The following is a 22024-nucleotide window of genomic DNA, read 5'->3' on the forward strand; positions in this document are numbered from 1 at the left end:
CAACGCAGCCCCCGGCGTGATGTCGGGGGCTGTTGTCGTACACGGGTCAGGCGACCTCTGTCGCCTCCGTAGGGTCGTCGGCGCCGGGCGTCAACATCGTCGCGATGGCGGCCCGGCCGCGCTGCTCGGCCCCTTCGAAGATGTAGTGGTAGTACTCCCTCAGTACGTCCGTGCTGCCGTGGCCCATCCAGTCGGCCACGTCGTTCTCGGGGACTCCGGCGTACAGCAGTCGCGACCCGTAGTAGTGCCGCAGCGAGTGGGCCTTGCAGTACTTCACCTGGCCCTTGCCCAGAGCCTCCATCCAGATCTTCGGGTAGAAGTACGACGCGTAGAGGTACCCGGTCCGCGTCACGTTGGGGAAGAGGAGTCGTTCCGGCCCCCATACGCCGTGGTTTCTGATGTGCCGTCGAAGCTCGAAGGCGACGTTCGGCGGGAGGGGGACGGTTCGCCCTGGCTCCCCTTCGTCACGAGCCTTGATGTGCCGACGCTGGATGGCGCTGTTCTTCCCCGACTCGGTGTCTCCGTCCTCCGCAATCTGGAAGTCGACGCGAAGCGTCTCGGCCTTGAAGTCGATCTGATCGCGGGATACCGCCATGGCCTCACCCAGCTGTAGACCGCACCCGGCCATGAGCCACAGCATTGCCCGGTATCGCGGAGGAGCGGCATCCAGCATCGCCAGGACTTCCCGCGTCGTGAGTCGCCGCGCGGTGCTCTTGTGCTCCCTGATCTCCTTGGCGCGGCTCCCGGCGCCCTTGACCTTCTTGCACGGGTTCCGGCCGATGATCTCGTTGACGACGGCCCAGTCCATCATTCCGGAGAAGAACGAGAACCGCTGACGCCGAGTGCGGGCCGAGAGCTTCCGGTCCTGCTCCATCCACAAGAGCCACTGCTCAATGTCAGCGACCTTCAGGGACACGATGGAACGGGCCGTGAAGAACGGCTCAAGGGTTGTCTTCTGGATGGACCGGTACTGCTTCTTGGTGCTGTTCTCCAGCTTCCTTTGGTTCGTCCACTGCTCCCAGACAGCCGTCACGGGCTGCTTGCCCAACCGGTCGTCCAGGTAGGTCCCGGCGTCGAGTTCCTGTTCCGCTTGACCTTGCTTGTCGCTACGTACACCGCCATGGCGGATTTCGGGGCTCATGCGCCTGTCCCATGGCTGTCCCGCCTCATCGGTCGCCGGCCTGAGACGGTGAAGGATCACCTGAAGCGGGCCAGAAGGGACGGGTTCCTGACCACAGTTGCCGGTAAGGCGGGAGGAGAGTTGACGGACAAGACCAAAGCGATACTTGAGGAAATGGCTGAAGCAGGTAGCCAACGAGGCTGAACTCCCCAGCGCTTCATGCGCATTGAGCCCCCGAGGGTCTTCGGGGGCTTCCTTGTTTCTTGGAGGACGAATGGCGCTCGCCAAGCTGATGACTGTTGACGATGTAGCCGATTACCTGAACAAGCCACGGTCGTGGGTGTACGGAAACTGGAGGGATGAACAGATCCCCTTCCGGAAGGTGGGTCAGTCCCTTCGGTGCCGTCCGGCTGACTTGGAGAAGTGGCTAGACCGAAACAACTGGACAGCGACCAGAACGACGCCCCCGAGGCAACCGGGGGCTTTTTTGTTTCCTGAAGGGGCCACGTGAATAACACAATCCCGCCGTCGGGCGAACGCCTACAGGCTGAGTTGGAGCGGTGCGCGGATGTGCTGCTGGAGGCGGCTGATGACGAGACATGGGACCCGTCGCCGGACTTCTGGCCCGATCAGGAAGAGACGGAGTTCGAACGAATAGCGGCGGCGCATACAGGGATGGTTCCTTTAAGTTTGGTCCCTATAGTGGCGACATTGCCCAGCTTCGACCCGGAGTTCCGCCCGCGCCTCGGACGAAGGGCCCCCGCTTCGGCGGGGGCTCCTTTTCCGTTGCGCCCAGGAGTGATCGGCCGGCTCAGGCGGGGCGGTCCCCGTCAAGGATCTCGTCGGCGGTGGCGGCCCGGCGAAGCCACTGGCGCAGGAGGTCGAGGTCGCGGCAGCCGGTGATGCGTCGCGGTCCACCAGGTCGTGGCCCACCGGGTCGTGGATTTCCGCGACCCGGTGCGCGCCGACACGGTGCGGTTCGTCCTGTGCTTGTCCGGCGTTGTCCTGGTGAACTGCTCCCACGCGTACTTCCGAAGTCCCGCGAACGCGGTACCTCCGAATTCACGCGATCGCCGGACACTCCCTGCCTGAGGTCCGCGACCCCGCGAACGGCCCGCGTGCGGCCAAGTCGGTCGCGGTGGTGCAGAAGAGCCCGAGGGTGCGGATGTTCCCGTCACGGAGTGGAGGGGGCTGATCCGCGCCGGTGGGCCGGCAGGGAGCAGGCGGCCGTACCGCCGGGCAGACGGTGGCGGTTGCGGGCGACGGTGCGGTAGGCGGCGTGAGCGGCCCAGTTGAACGGTGGCAGGCTGAGCAGCCGGCCGGTGAGGTGCCAGGGCGCGGACCCCTGCATCAGCACGAGAGCCGCCGCTCGTGCGCCTCCTCGGACGTCGCCCCCAGGGCCGATCCAGATGATCTCGTGATCGGCTTGTGCCTCTGTCACGCCGAGGCTGTCCAGGTCGGCGAGCTGCCAGGGGACGAAGCGTACGTGCGGGGCCACTCGGGTGCGGGCCAGGTGCACCGCAGCGGTACAGAAACCGCAGTCACCGTCGAACAGCAGGGCCGGCTCCTGGCTCATCGGCGGACCTCCGGGCCGTCGGCCCTGTCGGCCGGCGCGCACCGGAATTCCACCGTAGGCGACTTCATCATATTTTTTTCGTCAGCTTTCCGGGAGTCATTTATTCGAACTCGATTGCTCTCCATGCCGATTCATGGATGACTCGGCTGCGAGATTATGGCCGGAACGAGAAATTGCGCGGAGCTGAGCACGGAATGTTTCCCGGTTTTCGTGGGGTCCGGGTGATACGTCTGCTCCGTTCGGGGCGATCGGAACTCCGCCTCGTAACCAGTGACACGTGCACTCGGTTGAGCGGCCTCGAGAGCGGGGGTTCGACCCCGCCGGCGAGAAAGGACGACTCATGCGTTACACGCGCGGTCTGCTTGTCGCGTTCTCCGTGGGTGCGCTGACCTTGGGGGCCGTCAGTACCTCCGAGGCCATCACCGGTACATCCGTTCCTGTCTCGGCCATGGCGCGCGGCGGCGACGGCCACGACAAGGGCCACGGCCACGGCAAGGCGGGCGACAACATCGTTGTCGACAAGTCGAAGCACTCCATCGGCCACAGCTGCAAGGGCGGGACGTTCGGCTACTGCACCCAGAACGTCAACTTCGCGCCCCAACTGCTCGGCCCCGTCGCCCTCATCGGCACCACCGGCCTCATCGGTGTGACGGGCACGACCGGGACCACGGGTACGACCGGGACGACGGGGACCACGGGTACGACCGGGACCACGGGGACTACGGGCACGACCGGGACCACGGGGACGACGGGCACCACGGGCACCACAGGGACCACCACTCCCCCCGGTGACGCCGAGTGGTGCTCGCCCGGCTTCTGGAGAAACCACCCGGAGGACTGGCCGGTACCCACGACGACGCTGTGGAGCAGCGCCCTGGGAGGAGCCCCCACGCGCACCCCGTCCGGCATCGCCAACGGTGCCCCGACGGATCCGACTCTCCTCTACGCCCTCGAGCACCCGCAGTACTACGGCGGTGACGACACGAACCAGATCGCCGACTACCTGAGCATCCAGGCGGGCCTCAACTTCACGGGCGCCCGGGTGGACAACTGCCCGCTCTAGTGCCGTCCGGGCAAGCGCTCCGCATGGCCGGCCCGTCCACCAGCTGAACCCTCCGACGGACCGTGCGGTCGGCCGACCGCACGGTCCGTCCACGTAAGGAGCACGATGGGAGCAACGACGATGCCCGACGGGTGGTCCGGCAAAGCCGTGGCCGCGCTCATGGCGACGGCGCTGGTTCTGGCCGGCGCCCTTCTCGTCCACCTGGCGCTCGTCTTTCTGAGCATCGCGCCGGCCAATGCCGCAAGCGCCAGGCACCGCGAGACTGTCGACGGTTACGTACAACCCGCGTTCGGCCAGGACTGGAAGCTGTTCGCACCGAACCCGATGCAGCGCAACGAGGCTGTGGGGGTCCGGATGAGGACGCGCGGCGAGGCCGGCGGCTACCAGGTCGGCGAGTGGGTCAACCTCACCGCGCAGGATGTCGAGACGGTGCGGGGCAATCCGGCACCCAGCCACCTGAACCAGAACATGCTGCGCCGTGCCTGGGACGCGTACGTGGCCAACCACAGCCTCAAGAACGACATCCCCAAGGGCGCCCGCGGCAGGCTCGCCGCCGACTACCTCAAGCGCGTGGTCCTCCAGCGCACCGGCCCCACGTGGGACGGCCGGCCGATCGTCTCCATCCAGGTCGCCGGACGCTTCGCCCTGGTCGACCCGCCTGCGTGGAGCCCTGAAGAACCCTCCGACACCACGGACTACCGGCTGCTGCGCTGGTGGCCGGTAACGCAGCAGGATCACAGGGGGCTGTGACGTGAGTAGCACCATCGCGGTTCGTGCCACCGGGCTCATCGCGCGGATCCTGCCCAGGATCACCACCGTCAGGGCCCCGTACCAGGCGGCGGTCTTCAGGATCGGCCTCGGCGCCGTCCTGCTCGCCTTCCTCCTACGCGAATGGCCGCACCGCCACGAGCTGTACGGGAACAGCAGCGCGCTCTCCTTCGACCTCGCGCAGATCCTCGTCCGTGAGGAGGGCACGTTCACCGTCCTGATGTGGAGCGACGGGAACCTGTGGTTCGAGACCGTCTACCTCCTCACCATCGGTGCCGCCCTCGCCGTCCTGCTCGGCTGGCACACCAGAGGCACGTCCATGGTGCTCATGGCCGGCGTCCTGTCGGTGATCAACCGCAACACCCTGGTGGGCGACGGCGGCGACAACGTCGTCAAGATCATGGTCATCTACCTGGTCCTCACCCGTTGCGCCACGGTGTGGTCCCTCGACGCCCGGCGCAGAGCTCGCCAGAGGCAACGGACGGAAACTTCTCCGACGGGGGAGACCGCCGGTCTCCTGGGGCCGGCCCTGTGGGCCGCCGCCCTGCTGCCACTGGCCGCGCTCTCCGCCTTCCCCACCGCCGGCTGGCTGCCCGTCTTCTGGACCGCATGGGCCGCGCAGGGTATCTGGTACGCGGCCACGCGCTGGTTCCCCCGCCACGAGGCGAGAGCCGTTCTCGACGCGGCAGCCTCGATGCTCCACAACACTGCGATGCTGGTGATCGCCGCGCAGGTGTGCCTGATCTACGCGACCGCCGGCTGGTACAAGATCCAGGGCAGCCGGTGGCAGGACGGCACCGCCCTCTACTACGCCTTGCACCTGGACTACTTCAGCCCGTGGCCGGCGCTCTCGGGCTTCGTGGCGGAGCAGACCCTGCTCGTTCTGGCCCTCACCTACGGAACCGTGATCGTGCAGGTGGCCTTTCCGTTCACGCTCACACACCGGAAGATCAAGAACGCGCTCCTGGCCCTGATGATCCTGGAACACCTCGGCATCGCGGTCCTGCTCGGCATCCCCTTCCTGTCCATGGCCATGATCGTCTGCGACATGGTGTTCCTTCCCACCCCGTTCCTTCTCGCGTTGAGCGCGCTCGGCGTGCGTCTCGGGGCTCGGTTGCGCGTGTTCGCACCGGAAGCACTGCGGGCAGGGCGGATTGCGCCCGCCGGTCGGCAGGCGGGGAGGCCTGTCCCGCCCGAGCCCTCTGCGGTGCCCCAGCCCAGGCCTGCCGACAGCGCGGACGAGGGGGCGGGCTCGACAGCGAAATGACGGAGGGCGTCGGTCGCGGTGGCCACCCGGCCCCCGCGCGGCACCCACGGCCCACTCCAGGTCACCCTCTTCGCGGGCGGCGGGCGGCGGGCGGCGGGCGGCGGGCGGCGGGGCGGCGGGCCACCTGGCCGGGTGGCTGGCGACGGGCCACCTGGCCGGGCGGCCCCCAGCGGACCGGGGCTCGTGGTTGTCAGCCCGTGCAACCCGGAACGGGGATGTCGCTGCCGGCGCAGTTGGTGGGCTGGTTGTTCCTGACCCGGCTGGAGAGCAGTACGACGGATCCGCCGGTGTTCAGGACGCCGCCGGGCGCCACGGACGCGGTGTTGGTGTTGACGTTGCTCTCCGAGATGGTGGTGCTGCCTCCGCCGACGTTGGCGACGCCCCCGGCACGATGGGCCCGGTTCTCGTTGACATTGCTCCGGACGATCTGCAGGGTGCCGTCGTTGGCCGCGGCTCCCCCGACGCCGTTGACGGCGGTGTTGCCGATGACACGGCTGTTGGCGATGGTCATGCTGCCGTCGTTGGCGACGCCACCGCCGTTGACATTGGCGGTGTTACCCATGATGCCGGTGCTCTCGATGCGTGTCGTCGACCCCGACGCCCCTCCGATGCCGCCTGAATAGTTGGCGTGGTTGCCACGGACGGTGCTGCCGGAAACGGTCAGCCGGCCGAAGTTCGCGATGCCGCCGCCGAAGTCGGGTGCGTCTCCGTTCGTGATGACCGCGTCCCGGACGGTGAGAGCACCGCTCGCGCTCACGGTGAGGATGCCGAAGCTCGCGGCGGACGAGCGGGTGAGGGTGGCGCGGTTGCCGACGATGACGACATCGCTGCTGATGGCCGGCAGCGGCGTGGTCAACGCGTAGGTGCAGCCCCGCGTGAGGAGGAGGGTGTCGCCTCCGGAGGAGTTGGCGTCGGCGATCGCGGTGGACAGAGCGGTCTCGCTGCAGACGACGACTGTCTGAGCCGAGGCCGGCGTGGCGGTGGCCAGTACGGTCGCGAGAGCGGCGGTGCAGAGGGCCTGCGCCGCGAGCATGGATGATCTGCGGGTGAACATGGGTGACTTCTGACTTCCTGTAGTCCGGAAACGCGGAGCTCCCGCCGGCAACGTCCTGGGTGCCGACACGGGGGAGCGCTGTGGATGGTTACCGCGGTTCCGGAGAATGACCCCTGATGGGAGGCGGCGTCCCCTGGACGACGTAGTCGTATCCGTCCGTCGGCCGCTGCCGGGCCCGTCGACCTCACCGCGCGCGGGCGCCTCGGGGTCCGGGGGAGCCGTCGGTCGGGGTGGTGCCTCCGGCTGGTAGCCGCAGCGACGGCGACGACCGCGGCTTCACGCCGACCGGCTCGGCGGCCTTTGTGACGTACGCCTCCGAGGGCTGCGGCAGCCTGGGAGCCGGAGAAACGGAAAGGTCCGGACGGCGGACCGTCCGGACCTACTGGGTGTCGCGGGTCAGCTGCCCTTGACCGTCACCGGCTCGTCGTTCTTGAGCTGCTCCACGAGCTTCTTGACCTGGTCCTTGTCCCAGACCAGGTTGCCGTTCACGCTCTGGCCGGAGAGCGGGATGTTCATCGACTTGCCCTCGCCGCCCGTGACGCCCTTCATCGCGAAGAACATGTTGCCGAGGGACCAGAGCGACATGTCCTTGTCCACGATCAGTGTGTCCAGGCCCGCGCCCATGGTCGGGTACAGCTTGAACGGGTTGAGGACCGTCGAGGGGGTCGCCGTCTGGGAGGCCAGGGCCGCGAGGAACTTCTGCTGGTTCTTCGTGCGGTCCAGGTCGCTGCCCGCGAAGGCGTACCGGGTGCGGACGAAGGCGAGGGACTGCTCACCGTTCAGCGTCTGCTTGCCCGCCTGGAAGTCGGCGCCGGACTTCTTGTCCTTGAAGGCCTTCGGGATGTCCATCTCGACGCCGCCGATGGCGTCCACGATGTTGGCGAAGCCGCCGAAGCCGATCTCGACGTAGTGGTCGATGCGCAGTCCGGTGTTGAACTCGACCGTGCGGACCAGCAGCTCCGGGCCGTCCTCGGCGTACGCGGCGTTCAGCTTCGTCGTCCGGCCCGTGCCCGCGAACTTCTTGCCGGACTCGGAGCCGACGAACGAGGGGATCTCCACGTTGGAGTCGCGGGGCAGGGAGATCATCGTCGGGCCGTTGGACCCGTCGTGCAGGATCATCATCGAGTCGGTCCGCTTGCCCTCGGCGGAGCCGGTGTGCAGCTTCTTCTTGTCCTCGGCCGTCATGCCCTCACGGCTGTCGGAGCCGACGATGAGGTAGTTCGTGCCGTCGCCCTCGGAGGGGCGCTCGATGACCTTGGAGAGGTCCACCTCGCGCTTGAGCTTGCCGTCGGCCCAGAAGTACGTGCCGATGGAGACCGCGAGCAGCGCGACCACGAGCGTCAGGGTGCCGACCTTGAGGCGCCGGCCCCAGTTCGGGGCGGGGCGGGGCCGGACGTAGCCGCCGTCGCCGCCGAAGCCGCCACCGCCGTGACCACCGCCCTGGCCGCCGCCGCGCTGGCCGCCTCCGTAGACCTGGCCCGTGTTGTAGCCGCTGTCGTAGCCGGGTGCCTCGCCGTGACTGTCGTACCCCTGACCCTGCTGCGCTGGGATGTGGGGCGGGGACTGTGGCGGCGCGGGGCGCCGCCGGACGTGCGGCATGGCGCGGGCGCTCTCGGGCCGCGGGCTCGCACTGCCCCGCCCGTAGCGCTCGTCGGGTCGGCCGTTCCGTCCTTCGGGCCATTCGCTCATGCCGACCAGTGTGCCGTCTCGACCTGTGCCTCTTACAGGGTGTACCGGGGATCGGGTCACGGCTGTTGCGAAGCTGATGCAATGCAACCGGGGGCAAGCCCCCGCATAAGGTGGACCGTATGACAGATCAGCCCCAGCCACCGGAGGGTGAGATTCCGGCCAAGCCGACCTCGGCCTCCCGGACCACCCTCAGCCACATCATGACCGGCAACGACACCAATCTCCTGGGTACGGTGCACGGCGGCGTGATCATGAAGCTGGTCGACGACGCGGCCGGGGCGGTCGCGGGCCGGCACTCCGGCGGCCCGGCCGTGACGGCCTCGATGGACGAGATGGTCTTCCTGGAGCCGGTCCGCGTCGGTGACCTTGTTCACGTCCGGGCCCAGGTGAACTGGACCGGCCGCTCCTCCATGGAGGTCGGCGTCCGCGTCATGGCGGAACGGTGGAACGAGTCGACCCCGGCCCAGCAGGTCGGCAGCGCCTACCTGGTGTTCGCGGCGGTCGACGAGGACGGCAAACCGCGGCAGGTGCCGCAGGTCGTGCCGGAGACGGAGCGCGACAAGCGGCGCTACCAGGAGGCGCAGATCCGGCGCACCCACCGTCTCGCCAGGCGGCGTGCGATCAAGGAGCTGCGGGAACAGCGCGTTGCCGAGGGCATCGGCGACTGAGGACGCCGCGCGAGGACCGTCCTGCCGCTCCGGCCGGCGGGCCGGCGAACGGACGAGGGTGGCCACACCGCTCCCAGGCCGGCGGCCTCGGCGGTCATCGCCCTCGCGGCGGCCGTGTCCTCACGGCGCCGCGAGGCGTGACCCCCGGAGGCACGGTCAGGGGCAGACGACCTGGTCACCCGTGACCGTGCCGAACTCACCCCGCTGCGGGTCCTCCGCCTTCACCCGCCGCACCTCGGTGAAGTCCGAACCCGCCGTCACCTTCATGGTCCCGCCCTGCCCCTTCACCGCCCGGAGCTCGCACCCGGGCAGTGCGGTGGCCAGGGACTTCGCCGACCGGTCCCAGCGCGGGTCGTAGGAGACCACCGTCCGCTTCAGATCGCCCGACGCGCCGCCCAGCGGGGAGCGCGTGGTGTCGAAACCGGTGGAGCGCAGCGCCTCGTCGACGTCCTGCCCGAGCCCGTCCTTCGGCGTCCCGTTGTAGACCTGCACCCGGATCTGCTCCGGGGCCACGTCGACGAGCGTCGCCTTGGGCTGCTTCGGCACGTGCGGGGCGAGCGGCCGGTCCTCGCGCAGGGCTCGGAACATCTTCTGCGACTTCTCGGCGTCCCACTTCACGGTGGAGCCGATGCCCTTCACCTGGAAGCCCTCCTCCTCCAGGGGCACCGAGGCGAACTCGGACGAGGACGGGGTGAAGCCGCGCATGGCCTTGCCGAGCTCCAGCATCTGTTCCGTGCCGAAGCCCTTGTCCGCGCGGACCGACTCGAGCATCGACGAGGCGACCTCCTGGAACTTCACCGGGTTCATCAGCACACCGCTGCTGGTCGTCTGCTTGATCAACGCGGCCATGAACTTCTGCTGCCGCTGCATCCGCCCCAGGTCGGCAGCCCCGTCGAGGTGCCGGGAGCGTACGTACTGAAGGGCCTGCCCGCCGTCCAGCTCGTGGGTGCCCGCCGTCAGGTCCAGGCCGGTGTAGGAGTCCTTGAGCGGCTTGGCCGTGCAGATCTCCACCCCGCCCAGGGTGTCGACCGTCTTCATGAAGCTGGTGAAGTCGACCTCCAGATAGTGGTCGATCTTCACGCCCGTCATCTGCTCGACGGTCCGCACCGTGAGATGGGGTCCGCCCTCGGCGTAGGCGGCGTTCAGCTTCACCGGATGGGCGGAGTGCTCCTTGCCGGTCGTGCCGTCGGTGTGCTCCGGGAGCTCGGCGTAGCTGTCGCGCGGCAGGCTGACGACACTGGCGCGCTGCTTGTCGGCCGAGACGTGTACGAGCATGAGGGTGTCGGTGCAGTGGCAGGGCGCGCCGCCCAGCTTGTACTTCTTCTTCTCCGCGGGGCTGATCCTGTCGCGGCCGTCGGTGCCGACGAGTAGGAAGTTCATGCCGTGACCGCCCGCGGGACGGTTCTTCATGTCCTTGAAGGGGTCGACCCGGTCGATCCCCGTCTCCAGACCGCTCACCACGGCATGGCCGATCCCGCCGGCGCCGAGCACCAGCACGGACAGCCCGGTGACGATCCGCATGCCCCACCGGGGCGGCGGCTTGCGCTTCCCGTTCCGGTTCCGCCCGGCGGGGCGACCGCCGGGCGGAACCTGCTGCCGTGAGGACCTGCGCTGCGGTGGAGCGGTGCGGGGGTGTGGTGGACGGGGCGATCGGTGCGGCGTGGGCACGAGGGACACCTCCGCGCGAGCGAGTGGGACTTTCGCACGGTAGGCCCATACGACTTGCAGACCGGGAGGAGAACCGGCGGCGCGCGCCGCTGTCCCCCGTTCGCGGTAACGTGGCGGCCGAATCACGCCGCCTCCTGGGGTGCGAAATCCCCCGGAACCCCGGCGCCCCCGAGGACCCCCCGAGGACCACATGTCTGCCGCGCAGTACCCCGCCGTCTCCGTGATCATGCCGGTGCTCAACGAGGAACGCCATCTCAGGAACTCGGTCCGGCACATCCTGGAGCAGGAGTACGCCGGCGAGATGGAGGTGGTGATCGCCCTCGGCCCGTCGGACGACCGTACGGACGAGATCGCCGCCGAGCTGGTCCGGGAGGACTCCCGGGTCCACACGGTCCCCAATCCGACCGGCCGCACCCCTGCCGCGCTCAACGCCGCGATCAAGGCGTCACATCACCCGATCGTGGTACGCGTGGACGGCCACGGCATGCTCTCGCCGAACTACATCGCGACGGCGGTGCGGCTCCTGGAGGAGACCGGCGCGCAGAACGTGGGCGGCATCATGCACGCCGAGGGCGAGAACGCCTGGGAGGACGCCGTCGCCGCCGCGATGACGTCGAAGATCGGTGTCGGCAACGCGGCCTTCCACACAGGCGGGAAGGCGGGCCCGGCCGAGACCGTGTATCTCGGGGTCTTCCGCCGCGAGGCGCTGGAGCGCGCCGACGGTTACAACGTGGAGTTCATCCGCGCCCAGGACTGGGAGCTGAACTTCCGCATCCGCGAGGCGGGCGGCCTGATCTGGTTCTCGCCCGAGCTGAAGGTCCAGTACCGTCCGCGGCCCAGCATCCGCGCCCTCTCCAAGCAGTACAAGGAGTACGGCCGCTGGCGCCACGTCGTGGCCCGCTACCACTCCGGCTCGATCAACCTGCGCTACCTGGCCCCCCCCGACCGCCGTCTGCGCGATAGCGGCCGGCATCGTCGTGGGCGCCACCGTCACCCCGTGGGCGTTCGTCGTGCCCGCCGGGTACGCCGCGGCGATCGCCGTCGGATCGCTGCCCGCCGGCAAGGGCCTGCCGGTGAAGGCACGGGCGCAGATCCCGGTGGCGCTGGCCACCATGCACATGTCGTGGGGATACGGCTTCCTGACGAGCCCCCGCTCGCTGGCGAGGAAGGTCATCGCCAGCCGCCGTCCGGCCGTGCGGGAGCAGACGGCCTGACCGCGCCGGGAGAACGAGGAGGGCCCCGCCGTGAACGGCGGGGCCCTCCTCGTTCGTGGTCTACCAGGTGTAGTTCGGGTTGACGTGCATGCACGCCTCCTCGTTGGCGCCGTTGAGCGCACCCGCCGACTCGGGCGTCTTCTCCTCGCCCGTCTTGGCCGGGTAGGCCCCGTCCGCACGCCAGTCGGCACCGACCGCCAGCACGATGCCCGAGACCTCGGCCGACTTCTTGACCTGCGAGACCGGGATCCCGAGAGCCTTGGCGGCAGCCTGGGCGTCGCCCTCCAGCTCCGCGCTGGGGTAGAGGACCCCCGTCGTGGCCGCGGGTTCGATGTTCTGGGAGTCGATGCCCGTCTTGGTGAAGCCCGCGTCGGCCAGCAGTCCCTGGACCGTGCTCGCCCTGCCCTGGGCGGGACCCTGGGCGTCCGTGCCGGTCGCGTTGCGCACGGTGATCGCGATCTCGCCCGCGGGGGCGGAGGCGTCCTTGGCGACCGGGGCCTTGCGCTTGGAGGCCTTGCCGTCCAGCGGAATGTCCTCCCGGACCATCCGGAACAGCTGCTCGGCCTCGCCGGGCTTGGGCAGCACCCGGCCGTCGAGAACACCCGTTCCGTAGACGTTCGGCATCGTCGTCATGGTGATGCGGTTCGTCGGGGCCTTCTTCAGCTCCTCGGCCAGGTCGTACAGCTTCTTGACCGTGTCGAGCCCCTCGTCGACGGTCAGCGCGTTCGTGGCGGCCTCGGCGAGGTTCATCAGCTTGCCGGGGTCGGTGAGCTTCGTGCCCTTGCGCAGCTCACGCACCATCGAGTTCAGGTACTGGTGCTGGGCCTTCGCCCGCCCCAGGTCGGTGTTGTCCTCGAATCCGTACCGGGTGCGCAGCCACTGGAGGGCCTGCTCGCCCTTGACGGGTGTGGTGCCCTCCTTCAGCTTCAGTCCGGACCCCTTGCCGTCGGCGCCGTGGGAGTACACGTTGGCGTCGACACACACCGGTACGCCGCCGACCGCGTCGGCCATCGAGACCACACCCGCGAAGTCGATCATCATGAAGTGGTCGATCGTGATCCCGGTGAGTTCGTACCAGGCGGCCACGGTGCAGCCGGGCCCGCCGCGGCCGAGGCTCTCGTTCGTCTGGACGCGCGTCGTGCTCGCCGCGTACACCTTCTTCGAGTCCGGGTCCGTGCACTTCGGCATCGTGAGCATCGTGTCGCGCGGCATGCTCACCACGGAGATGTTGCTGCGGTCCGCGGACAGGTGGAGCAGCATCTGCACGTCCGCGAGCGGCGTGCCGCCGAAGGTCTCCTTGGCGCCGCCGAGCTTCTGGTTCTCCTTGGAGTCCCGGGCGTCGGAGCCGATGATCAGGATGTTCAGGGGGGTCTGCCCGGCGGCGTTGGCCTTGTGGTCGGCCATCTCCTTGTCGCCGAGGGTCAGGTCCTCCTTCTTGATGTTGCCGTTGAGGTGGCGGTAGTAGAGGTAACCGGCGCCGCCGGTGCCGAGTATCAGCAGCGCGAGGACCGACGCCACCCAGCGCAGTATGCGTCGCTTACCGCCTTTGGGCGTCCGGCGTGCCCGCCGGTCGGTCCCCGACGGCCTGTCCCCGTCCTCCGGTGGGGCGGACCGCTCCCGCCGGCCGCGACCGGCGCGTGCGGCTGCCCGGCCGCCGGACGTGCCGGTTCCGCCGTCGCCGCGCGGCCCGTCGTGCCGTCCGCGCGACCGCGTTCCCTCCCCGCGCATGCTGCTTCGTCCCACCAGGGCCCCCTGCTCCTCTGAATTCCGATGTGGCGCGACGACCCGTCGTCACTTCGCGCATACCGCCTTGTCGGCGTCGGCCCTCTGCATGTCCTCCGGCGCCTTCGCCGGACCCGTGACAGGGACTCCCGCCCCTTCGAAGTCCGCTCCCAGGGTCAGCACCATCGCCTGCAAGCCTTCGGCGTCGGATGCTCCCTGCTTGAGTGCGGTGGCGGGCAGGCCCATGATGTCCGCGAGCGCGCGGGCCTGGTCCGCCTGGCCGGGCGTGTACGCCAGCGTCGTGGTGTCGATCTTCGCCGGGGCGTTCGCCTTGTTCGTGGACCGTGTGACACCGTGCTCGCTCCGCAGCCATTCGACGGTCGCGCCCGCCGCGCCGGTGATGTCCCCGCCGTTGAGGACGTCGACGCGTATGCCGGCCGCGGCGGCCCTGCTGCCCTCGAGGACCGCCTGCTGCTTGCTCTCGGCCGCCTTCTCCTTCTTCTTCACCTCGGTGAGTGAGGTGTCGGAGCGCATCATGGCGAACAGCTGTGCGGCCTTCTGCGGCTCGACGACCACGGTGACCGGTGTCGGCTCGGCCGGGTTGTCCTTCACCGGCAGGGTGACGAAGGTGATGTTCTTCGTGTCGATCCTGCCCAGCTCCTGGGCGAGCGAGGTCAGCTTCTTGATCGACCCGATCCCGGAGTCCACGGTCAGCGCCTTGGTCGCCGCGTCGGCGAGCTCGAAGAGCTTGCCCGGGTCGGTGAGCGTGTCGTCGGACTTCATCTGACGGATCATCGAGCCGATGAACTGCTGCTGGACCTTGATCCGGTCGAGGTCGCTCTGGTTCCCGAAGCTGTGCCGGGTGCGGACGAAGGCCAGCGCGTCCTCGCCCTCGACCGTGGACTCGCCCGCCGGCAGGTCGAGGTGCGAGTCCGGGTCCTTGACCGCCTTGTCCAGGCAGACCTTGACCCCGCCGACGGCCGTGGAGAGGGTCTTCACCGCGTTGAAGTCGACCATCATGAAGTGGTCCACCGACAGGCCGGTGATCTTCTTGACCGTCCGCATGGTGCAGCCCGGGTCGCGCCCCTCCTGGCCGAGGCTGACGTTGAAGCGCACGTTCCGCGTGCCGGGTACGACCTTCCCGGAACCGTCCGCCTGCTTGGTGGTGCAGTCCGGGATGTCCGTTATCAGGTCCCTGGGGATGCTCATCGCCGTCGCGTTGGTCCGGTCGGCGGAGACGTGGAACAGGATGTTGGTGTCGGCGTGGCCCGAGCTGCCCTTGTCGCCGTAGCCCTCGTTGCCCTCGCCGGTCCGCCTGTCCGTGCCGATGACCAGGATGTCGAGCGGTCCGTCGGCGGCGACGCTCTTGCTGCCCGCGTCACCGACGTCGACGGTGTCCAGGTTGCCGTCGAACTTCTGGTAGAGCGCGTAGGCGCCCGTCGATCCGGCCACGAGCACGAAGGCCGTGACCCCGCCGGTCCACAGCAGGGCCTTCTTCCGCCGCGACGGGACCGGCCTGCGGCCCGGGCTGCCGGGCGGCGGCTGCTGGCCGCGCCCCGTCTGCCTGCGGCTCCGCTGGGCGGGCACCTCACCGCGGCGCGAAGAGGATTCCCTCCGGCTGCCGGAGCGGTCCCGTGCACGCGAAGGGTCCGACGACTCTGTTCCGGAGTGGTTCAGTCGCAATTCGTAATTGCCGGTCCGCCGGTTGAGCACCCACTGGTCGGCGGGATCGATTTCGTCCGCCCGCCCACGGCTATTCCCGTCCACGGTTTCCTGGATCCTCCGTCGGTGCCACGCGAAGCGCCTTCCCCGGCCGGGCGCTCGGTCGCTCGGTCCGGCTGTGCGCGGCCTGATGGCCGCGAGCACCGGATCGCGTCACACTATCCGGCGGAATCGGCCAGAGGGGACGCGCGTGACACATTCCACGCTCCTTACAACCGGGCATTCCGCCTGTTCCGCTCCGATTACTGTCCATGGCTTGGCCATTGTTTTACGAGCCGCACGGGTCGTCCGCGGCATTCGACCCCGAATAGGTGGGGGCGGGGGTCGGGCTCCCGCTCGTACCGCCGGGCTCCCGGCCCGACGGATCCTTCTCGGAGCTGTGGTCCGCCTGTGAATCCGCTGAACCGGCTTTGTCGGCGGGGACCACGGCGACGGGTTCGTCCTTGCGCAACCGCGTGAACAGCTGGTTCGCGTCGGGCTGTACGAGCTCGTCGCGGTTCGGGTCGGCGCGGTACTCGGTCCGGGGGACGGTCAGGAACTGCACCTTCTCCGTCGGCACGTTCCGCATTCCGCGCACCAGGTCGTACAGGTCCCTCAGCGAGTCCAGGCCCGGGTCCGTGGTGAGCGACTTGGTCGCCGCGTCCAGCACCGGGTAGAGCCGCGTCGGGTTCAGCAGCACCCCGTTGCTCTGCATCTTGTTGACCAGCGCACCCAGGAACTTCTGCTGACGGTCCATGCGTTCGGTGTCGCTGCCGTTGCCGATCGACTTACGGGCCCTGACGTATCCCAGGGCGTCCTCCCCGTCGAGCTCCTGACGGCCCGCGGGGAGCTTGAGGTGGGCATCGGCGTCGTCGACCGGCTCCTTGAGGCAGACCTCGACACCGTCCACGGCGTCGACCATGTCCTTGAAGCCGTTGAAGTCGACCACCATGTGGTGGTCGACGCGGACGCCGGTCATCTTCTCGACCGTACGGATCGTGCAGGCCGTGCCACCGAGCTCGAAGGCCCAGTTGAACTGGGCGAACTGCTCCTCGGTCGCCTTGCCTTCGTCCGTGTGGCAGCTGGGGATCCGGGTCATCAGGTCGCGCGGGATCGACACCGCCGTCGCGCTCCCGCGGTCCGCGGCGAGGTGCAGCAGGATCGTGGTGTCCGAACGCTGGCTGCCGCCGTCGTCGCGCCCGTACGCGCTGTTGTCGCCGGAGCGGGTGTCGGAGCCGATGAGCAGGATGTTCTGGGCGTTCCGCGCGATCGGCTGCGGGCGGTCCTTCTCGTACGCCTTGAGCTCGGCGGCCGCGCTCGTGTCGGTCGTGATGTTGCCGTCGAGCTTCTTGTACAGCCACCAGCCGACCCCTGCGGCGACCAGGACGAGGAACGAGGCGGCGAGGGCGGTCCAGCGGAGCCAGTGGCGTCTGCCGTCCTGCGGCCCGCGCCCGGGCCGTTCACCCCAGGTCCCGGGGGCAGGCCCGTCACCGCTCCCGCCCGGCCCCGAAGCGTCGTCGGTCCCGCCCGCTTCCTCGGCGGTGTCCCCCGTCGCGGAGGCGTCGGGGGGCCCGGCGGACGTCCCGTCCTGGGGGGCCGGACCGGACGCGTCCCCCGACCCCTCGGCCGGCTCGCCCCCGGCCGGGTGGTCCGGGCGGTCCGGTTCGGCCGGGGTGCCGGGGCTGTCGCTCACGTCTGCGTCCATCCTTCACGTTCGGCGGCGCGAGGGGCCGCCGGTCGCAGAAGTAGACGGCTGAACCTCACGCTTGGTTGTGCATTCAGGCCGCGTTCTCGACGATGCCCCGTACCGCCCGATCATGTACCGCCACCGGGGCTCAGTCCCGGGGACTCGGCCCGCCATGGGCCGGACGGGTGGCCTTCGGAGCGCTTGTCATACCGCTGTACCGGTGATCCGCTCGCTTTCGGCGCGCTTGGCCAGCCCGTCCGCGTCCAGTCGGTCCAAGTGACGGCACAGGACCACGGAGCCCCCGGCCGCCAACGGCGCGAAGAGGCCGGCGGACAGTCCTTCCCAGGTGTCGTACGTACGTCCCGTCAGCAGCCTGGACCCCGGGCCGAGTCCCAGCTCCGCCGCGTCCGCGCGGGCCCGCGAGACCAGCTGGTCCGCCGTCAGGCCCACCCCGCCCACGGTCAGCGCGGGGGCCGCCGGATCCACCGGGGCGTACGGGGCGAAGCGGTCGCCCTGGCCGGGGACCTCCACCGCGTAGTCCGCGAACCCCTCGGGAGGCTGCGGGAAGCGGCCGCCCAGCGGGCGCAGGGCCAGGGCGATGCGCTCGCCCCGGCAGGCGCGGGCCCGGTCGAGCGTGTCCGGTCCGCTGACGACCAGATCGGCGCCGGCCGGGTCGCCCTGTACCTCGGCGACGACACCCACCGACGAACAGGCGAGCAGCCAGACGGCCGACTGCCAGTGAGCGGGGAGCAGCAGAGCGAGCCGGTCACCCGGCTCCGCGGCCAGGTCGCCCTGGAGCAGGTTGGCGGTCTTCGCCACCCAATTGGCGAAGGTGGCCACCGACAGTTCGACGCGCTCTCCGGTTGCGTCGTCGTAGAAAGTGACCAGAGGTCGGGCGGGGTCCGCGGCGAGCGCGGATCGCAGCAGGTCGGCGGGGGTGCGATCACTGGCGTTCATCCGCGCAAGGGTACGCGGCGGGCGCCGGGCCGACGGGCGCGACGGGTGCCCCGTACACCGGTCGGCAGACGGTGCGTCAACTGGTGGTGGCTTTACTCCAGTAGCCGGAAATGCCCGACTCTGCCAAGTATTTTCTGTATGCGTGCACTTCTTGCAACCTCGATCGGCGTAACCTGCGCGACGGCGCTCACCCTTCCGCTCGCCGCGCCCGCCCCCGCCGCCCCTGCCCACGCCCGGGCCCCGGTCGCACAGACGCCCGCGGCAGCTCCCGGAGAACCCGCGGGTTCGACCCAGTCACTGCCCCTGCGGCCGCTCGGCGCACTCCCGCGGGCCACCGGTGAACCCACCGAGTCCATGCACCCCGACTCCGCACGGGGGCTCCTGCGCCGCGACGCCCACCGCTTCTCCCTCGTCGGCGTGGTCTGGGACGACGCCGACGCCGAACTCCACGGCACCGTCCAGGTCCGCACCCGCGCGGCCGGCACCACCCAGTGGTCCGGCTGGCAGTCCCTCGAGACCCACAACACCGACCACGGCGCCGACGCGGGCAGCCCCGAGCGCGAGTCCGGCACGGTGCGCGGTTCCACCGCCCCCCTCTGGGTCGGAGACTCGGACGGCGTCGAGGTGCGCGTCCGTTCCGAGAACGCCGGACCGCGAAGCGGTCCCGTGGACTCCGCCCCTCTTCCGGCCGGCCTCCAGGTGGAGCTCGTCGACCCGGGCGACGACCCGGTACAGCCGCGAGCCGAGGCCACCCCCGCCACAGGTACCCCGTCGGCGGGCATCGCGACGCCCGCCACGGCGGCCCAGCCGGGAGCGCTCCCGGACGGCGCCGGACTCACCGCGGCCGCTGCCGAGAGCTCCGCGGTGAACGCCGACCTCGCGCCGCCGGGCGCCGCCGAGATCCCCGCCCTGAGCAAGGCCGAGTCGGAGGAGCAGGCGGTCGTCGCGGCGGGCGCCAAGCCGTTCGTGGGACCGCGCCCGCGCATCGTCACCCGCAAGGGCTGGGGTGCCGACGAGAGCCTGCGCGAGCGCGCCTTCGCCTACACCTCGACCGTCAAGGCCGCGTTCATCCATCACAGCGCCACCGGCAACAACTACACCTGCGCCCAGGCGCCCTCCGTCCTGCGCAGTATCTACCGCTACCACGTCAAGAGCAGCGGCTGGCGGGACTTCGGCTACAACTTCGCCGTCGACAAGTGCGGGAACATCTACGAAGGCCGCGCCGGAGGTGTGACGAAGGCGGTCCTCGGGGCCCACACCCTCGGTTTCAACACCAACAGCATGGGCATCGCGGTACTCGGGTCGTACAGCTCGAAGAACCCGCCCGCCGCGGCGGTCACCGCCATCGCCAAGCTCACCGCCTGGAAGCTCGGTCTGTTCGGCCGCAACCCCAAGGGCAAGGTCACGCTTGTCTCCGGCGGCAGCGGTAAGTACAAGAAGGGTGCGAAGGCCAAACTCAACGTCATCTCCGGGCACCGCGACGGGTTCGCAACCGAATGCCCTGGAATCCGTCTCTACAAGAAGCTCGGCACGGCCCGGACCAGTTCGGCGAAGCTGCAGGGCCGCTGACCGGGAGGCTCCGAACGGTCTGCATACACTGGCCAGCCGATACGAGGCCCGGCCCCAGCAGGAAGCAGAGACGGTGCTGTGACAGAGGCAAGAGAAGCGATCCTCCTGGTCGGTGGCAAGGGCACCCGGCTGCGTCCGCTCACGGTGCACACCCCCAAGCCGATGGTTCCGGCGGCGGGCGTGCCGTTCCTCACGCACCAGCTGGCGCGTGCGAGGGCCGCCGGGGTGGAGCACATCGTGCTCGCGACGTCCTACCTCGCGGAGGTGTTCGAGCCGTACTTCGGTGACGGCTCGTCGCTCGGCCTCTCGATCGAGTACGTCACCGAGGACGAACCCCTCGGCACCGGCGGTGCCATCCGGAACGTGGCGTCGCGGCTGGCCTCGGGCCCGGACGAACCCGTCATCGTGTTCAACGGTGACATCCTCACGGGCCTCGACATCCGGGCCCTGGTCGCGGCGCACGCCACCTCCGGGGCGGACGTCTCCCTGCACCTCACCAGGGTGGAGGACCCGCGTGCCTTCGGTCTCGTGCCGACCGACGACACGGGCCGGGTGACGGCCTTCCTGGAGAAGCCGCAGACACCCGAGGAGATAGTCACCGACCAGATCAACGCGGGGGCGTACGTCTTCCGACGGTCGGTCATCGACACGATCCCGGCCGGCCGGCCGGTCTCCGTGGAGCGGGAGACATTCCCCGGGCTGCTGGACTCCGGAGCCCATCTCCAGGGCATGGTGGACTCCACGTACTGGCTGGACCTCGGCACCCCGCAGGCGTTCGTCCGCGGCTCGGCCGACCTTGTCCTCGGCCGGGCACCGTCCCCCGCGGTCCCCGGCCGCTGCGGCGACCGGCTCGTCCTGCCCACCGCGTCCGTCGCCGCCGACGCCAAGCTCACCGGCGGCACGGTCGTCGGCGAGGGCGCGCTGATCGGGGAGGGCGCCAGGATCACCGGATCCACCGTGCTGGACGGCGCCGTCGTCGAACCCGGCGCGGTGGTCACGGACTCGCTGGTCGGCGCGGGGGCCCGGATCGGCAGCCGTTCGGTCCTCACCGGCGCGGTCATCGGTGACGGCGCCCACGTCGGCGCCGACAACGAACTGCGTGACGGGATCCGGATCTGGTGCGGCGCGGTCCTGCCGGACGCCTCGGTCCGCTTCTCGTCCGACCAGTGAACGGGCACCTTCCGCGCGTGCGGGTGTCCCACCGGACGGTGTACGGGTCCCGTCGGCCTTACCCTCGATAGGCACCCCCGACGACCGAGGACCCCAGCCGTGGCAGGACGCTTCGTACCCCGCACCGCCGCCGTGCCCCGACAGGAGCCCGGTGCCGGTGCCGGTCGCGCTTCCGACGCGTCGCGGACCCGGACCTGGACCCCGCCGGGGCCGCTCGACCTGCGGCTGGTGCTCAGCCCGCTGCGGCGCGGCCCGGCGGACCCCGCCTACCGCGCCCTGCCCGACGGGACCTTCTGGCGGGCGACCCGCACCCCGGCCGGCCCCGGCACCCTGCGCGTCTCGGCGGCCCACGACGGCACCGTCTCGGCCACGGCCTGGGGCCCGGGCGCACAGTGGCTCCTCGACGGACTCCCCGCGCTGCTGGGCGCGGGCGACACCCCGGACGAATTCCGGCCGCGCCACCGGCTGCTCGCCCTGACCCGGCACCGGCGGCCCGGTCTGCGCCTGCTGCGCACCGGGCTGGTCATGGAGTCCCTGATCCCGTCGATCCTGGAACAGAAGGTCACCACCGACGAGGCGTACCGCGCCTGGCGACTGCTGGTCCGCACCCACGGCACCCCCGCGCCCGGCCCGTCCGGCACCACGTTCGGCACGTACGGCCTGTACGTCATGCCCGACGCCAGGACCTGGTCGCTCATCCCGTCCTGGGAGTGGCACCGCGCGGGTGTGGACTCCAAGCGTTCCGCCACGATCCTCCGCGCGGTCCGGGTGGCCCGGCGCATGGAGGAGGCGGCCGCGATGGAGCTCCCCGAGGCGATGGCCAGGCTCCAGCTGATCCCGGGCATCGGTCCCTGGACGGCGGCGGAGACCCTCCAGCGCTCGAACGGCGCGGCCGACGCGGTCACGGTCGGGGACCTCCACCTGCCGGGGATCGTCGGCCACGCGCTCGCGGGCAACCGGAACGCCGACGACGAGGAGATGCTGGAGCTCCTCGCCCCGTACGAGGGCCAGCGCCACCGCGCGACCCGCCTGATCATGCTCTCGGGGCACACCCCGGCCCGCCGGGCCCCCAAGATGACGCCGCGCGACATCGCCCGGCTGTAGACGGCCGCCTCCGGACCGGGCCCGTTC

At 70.0% G+C, this 22024-nt stretch carries 17 protein-coding genes and 1 pseudogene; 9 read left to right on the forward strand and 9 right to left on the reverse strand.

What is annotated here, in order from left to right:
* Positions 1–46: 46 nt before the first annotated feature.
* Positions 47–1141 carry a tyrosine-type recombinase/integrase gene (locus tag LWJ43_RS19565; protein ID WP_277333520.1) on the reverse strand — a complete coding sequence of 365 codons (1095 nt, stop codon included), beginning with the start codon at positions 1139–1141 and terminating at the stop codon, positions 47–49.
* Positions 1142–1412: 271 nt separating this feature from the next.
* On the opposite strand from LWJ43_RS19565, the gene LWJ43_RS19570 reads away from it, so the two are divergent.
* Positions 1413–1631: a helix-turn-helix domain-containing protein gene (locus tag LWJ43_RS19570; protein WP_277335944.1), complete on the forward strand. Its 219-nt coding sequence runs from the start codon at positions 1413–1415 to the stop codon at positions 1629–1631.
* A gap of 663 nt (positions 1632–2294) precedes the next feature.
* Here LWJ43_RS19570 and LWJ43_RS19575 read toward each other — a convergent pair.
* Positions 2295–2696, reverse strand: a complete 402-nt coding sequence (locus LWJ43_RS19575) for a thiol-disulfide oxidoreductase DCC family protein (protein WP_277333521.1) — start codon at positions 2694–2696, stop codon at positions 2295–2297.
* 340 nt (positions 2697–3036) lie between these two features.
* Between LWJ43_RS19575 and LWJ43_RS19580 the strand changes: the two genes are divergently transcribed.
* The 3 genes from LWJ43_RS19580 to LWJ43_RS19590 all read left to right on the forward strand — a co-directional run bounded on the left by LWJ43_RS19580 (position 3037) and on the right by LWJ43_RS19590 (position 5794).
* Positions 3037–3759, forward strand: coding sequence for a hypothetical protein (locus LWJ43_RS19580; protein ID WP_277333522.1), 723 nt, complete (start codon positions 3037–3039; stop codon positions 3757–3759).
* 105 nt (positions 3760–3864) lie between these two features.
* Entirely contained in the window at positions 3865–4509 is a 645-nt protein-coding gene (locus LWJ43_RS19585) for a DUF5819 family protein (RefSeq protein ID WP_277333523.1), read from the forward strand.
* A 1-nt stretch (position 4510) separates the two neighbouring features.
* On the forward strand, positions 4511–5794 hold the full coding sequence (locus LWJ43_RS19590) for an HTTM domain-containing protein (RefSeq protein ID WP_277333524.1): 1284 nt from the start codon (positions 4511–4513) through the stop codon (positions 5792–5794).
* Between the two features lie 190 nt (positions 5795–5984).
* On the opposite strand, the gene LWJ43_RS19595 is transcribed toward LWJ43_RS19590, so the two are convergent.
* On the reverse strand, positions 5985–6848 hold the full coding sequence (locus LWJ43_RS19595) for a hypothetical protein (protein WP_277333525.1): 864 nt from the start codon (positions 6846–6848) through the stop codon (positions 5985–5987).
* Between the two features lie 396 nt (positions 6849–7244).
* On the reverse strand, positions 7245–8537 hold the full coding sequence (locus LWJ43_RS19600) for an LCP family protein (protein ID WP_277333526.1): 1293 nt from the start codon (positions 8535–8537) through the stop codon (positions 7245–7247).
* Between the two features lie 119 nt (positions 8538–8656).
* On the opposite strand from LWJ43_RS19600, the gene LWJ43_RS19605 reads away from it, so the two are divergent.
* Positions 8657–9205: an acyl-CoA thioesterase gene (locus LWJ43_RS19605; protein ID WP_277333527.1), complete on the forward strand. Its 549-nt coding sequence runs from the start codon at positions 8657–8659 to the stop codon at positions 9203–9205.
* A gap of 156 nt (positions 9206–9361) precedes the next feature.
* On the opposite strand, the gene LWJ43_RS19610 is transcribed toward LWJ43_RS19605, so the two are convergent.
* A complete protein-coding gene (locus tag LWJ43_RS19610; RefSeq protein WP_462100896.1) occupies positions 9362–10873 on the reverse strand; it encodes an LCP family protein in 1512 nt (503 codons plus the stop codon).
* A 190-nt stretch (positions 10874–11063) separates the two neighbouring features.
* On the opposite strand from LWJ43_RS19610, the pseudogene LWJ43_RS19615 reads away from it, so the two are divergent.
* Positions 11064–12087, forward strand: a pseudogene (locus tag LWJ43_RS19615) (glycosyltransferase family 2 protein).
* Positions 12088–12147: 60 nt separating this feature from the next.
* On the opposite strand, the gene LWJ43_RS19620 reads toward LWJ43_RS19615, so the two are convergent.
* The 4 genes from LWJ43_RS19620 to LWJ43_RS19635 all read right to left on the reverse strand — a co-directional run bounded on the left by LWJ43_RS19620 (position 12148) and on the right by LWJ43_RS19635 (position 18154).
* Positions 12148–13815: an LCP family protein gene (locus LWJ43_RS19620; protein WP_462100954.1), complete on the reverse strand. Its 1668-nt coding sequence runs from the start codon at positions 13813–13815 to the stop codon at positions 12148–12150.
* Positions 13816–13878: 63 nt separating this feature from the next.
* Positions 13879–15576 carry an LCP family protein gene (locus tag LWJ43_RS19625; RefSeq protein WP_277333530.1) on the reverse strand — a complete coding sequence of 566 codons (1698 nt, stop codon included), beginning with the start codon at positions 15574–15576 and terminating at the stop codon, positions 13879–13881.
* A 223-nt stretch (positions 15577–15799) separates the two neighbouring features.
* Positions 15800–17215 (reverse strand): LCP family protein, encoded by a 1416-nt coding sequence (locus LWJ43_RS19630; RefSeq protein ID WP_277333531.1) that lies wholly within the window; start codon positions 17213–17215, stop codon positions 15800–15802.
* Between the two features lie 186 nt (positions 17216–17401).
* Positions 17402–18154 (reverse strand): TIGR03089 family protein, encoded by a 753-nt coding sequence (locus LWJ43_RS19635; protein WP_277333532.1) that lies wholly within the window; start codon positions 18152–18154, stop codon positions 17402–17404.
* Between the two features lie 138 nt (positions 18155–18292).
* On the opposite strand from LWJ43_RS19635, the gene LWJ43_RS19640 reads away from it, so the two are divergent.
* The 3 genes from LWJ43_RS19640 to LWJ43_RS19650 all read left to right on the forward strand — a co-directional run bounded on the left by LWJ43_RS19640 (position 18293) and on the right by LWJ43_RS19650 (position 21997).
* Positions 18293–19723 carry an N-acetylmuramoyl-L-alanine amidase gene (locus LWJ43_RS19640; protein WP_277333533.1) on the forward strand — a complete coding sequence of 477 codons (1431 nt, stop codon included), beginning with the start codon at positions 18293–18295 and terminating at the stop codon, positions 19721–19723.
* Positions 19724–19801: 78 nt separating this feature from the next.
* Positions 19802–20893, forward strand: a complete 1092-nt coding sequence (gene manB / locus LWJ43_RS19645; protein WP_277333534.1) for a mannose-1-phosphate guanylyltransferase — start codon at positions 19802–19804, stop codon at positions 20891–20893.
* Positions 20894–20992: 99 nt separating this feature from the next.
* The gene (locus LWJ43_RS19650) at positions 20993–21997 is read left to right on the forward strand and encodes a DNA-3-methyladenine glycosylase family protein (RefSeq protein WP_277333535.1); all 1005 of its coding nucleotides are present in this window, start codon (positions 20993–20995) and stop codon (positions 21995–21997) included.
* Positions 21998–22024: the final 27 nt, after the last annotated feature.

This window comes from Streptomyces sp. JH34, assembly GCF_029428875.1.
Taxonomy (GTDB): Bacteria; Actinomycetota; Actinomycetes; order Streptomycetales; family Streptomycetaceae; genus Streptomyces.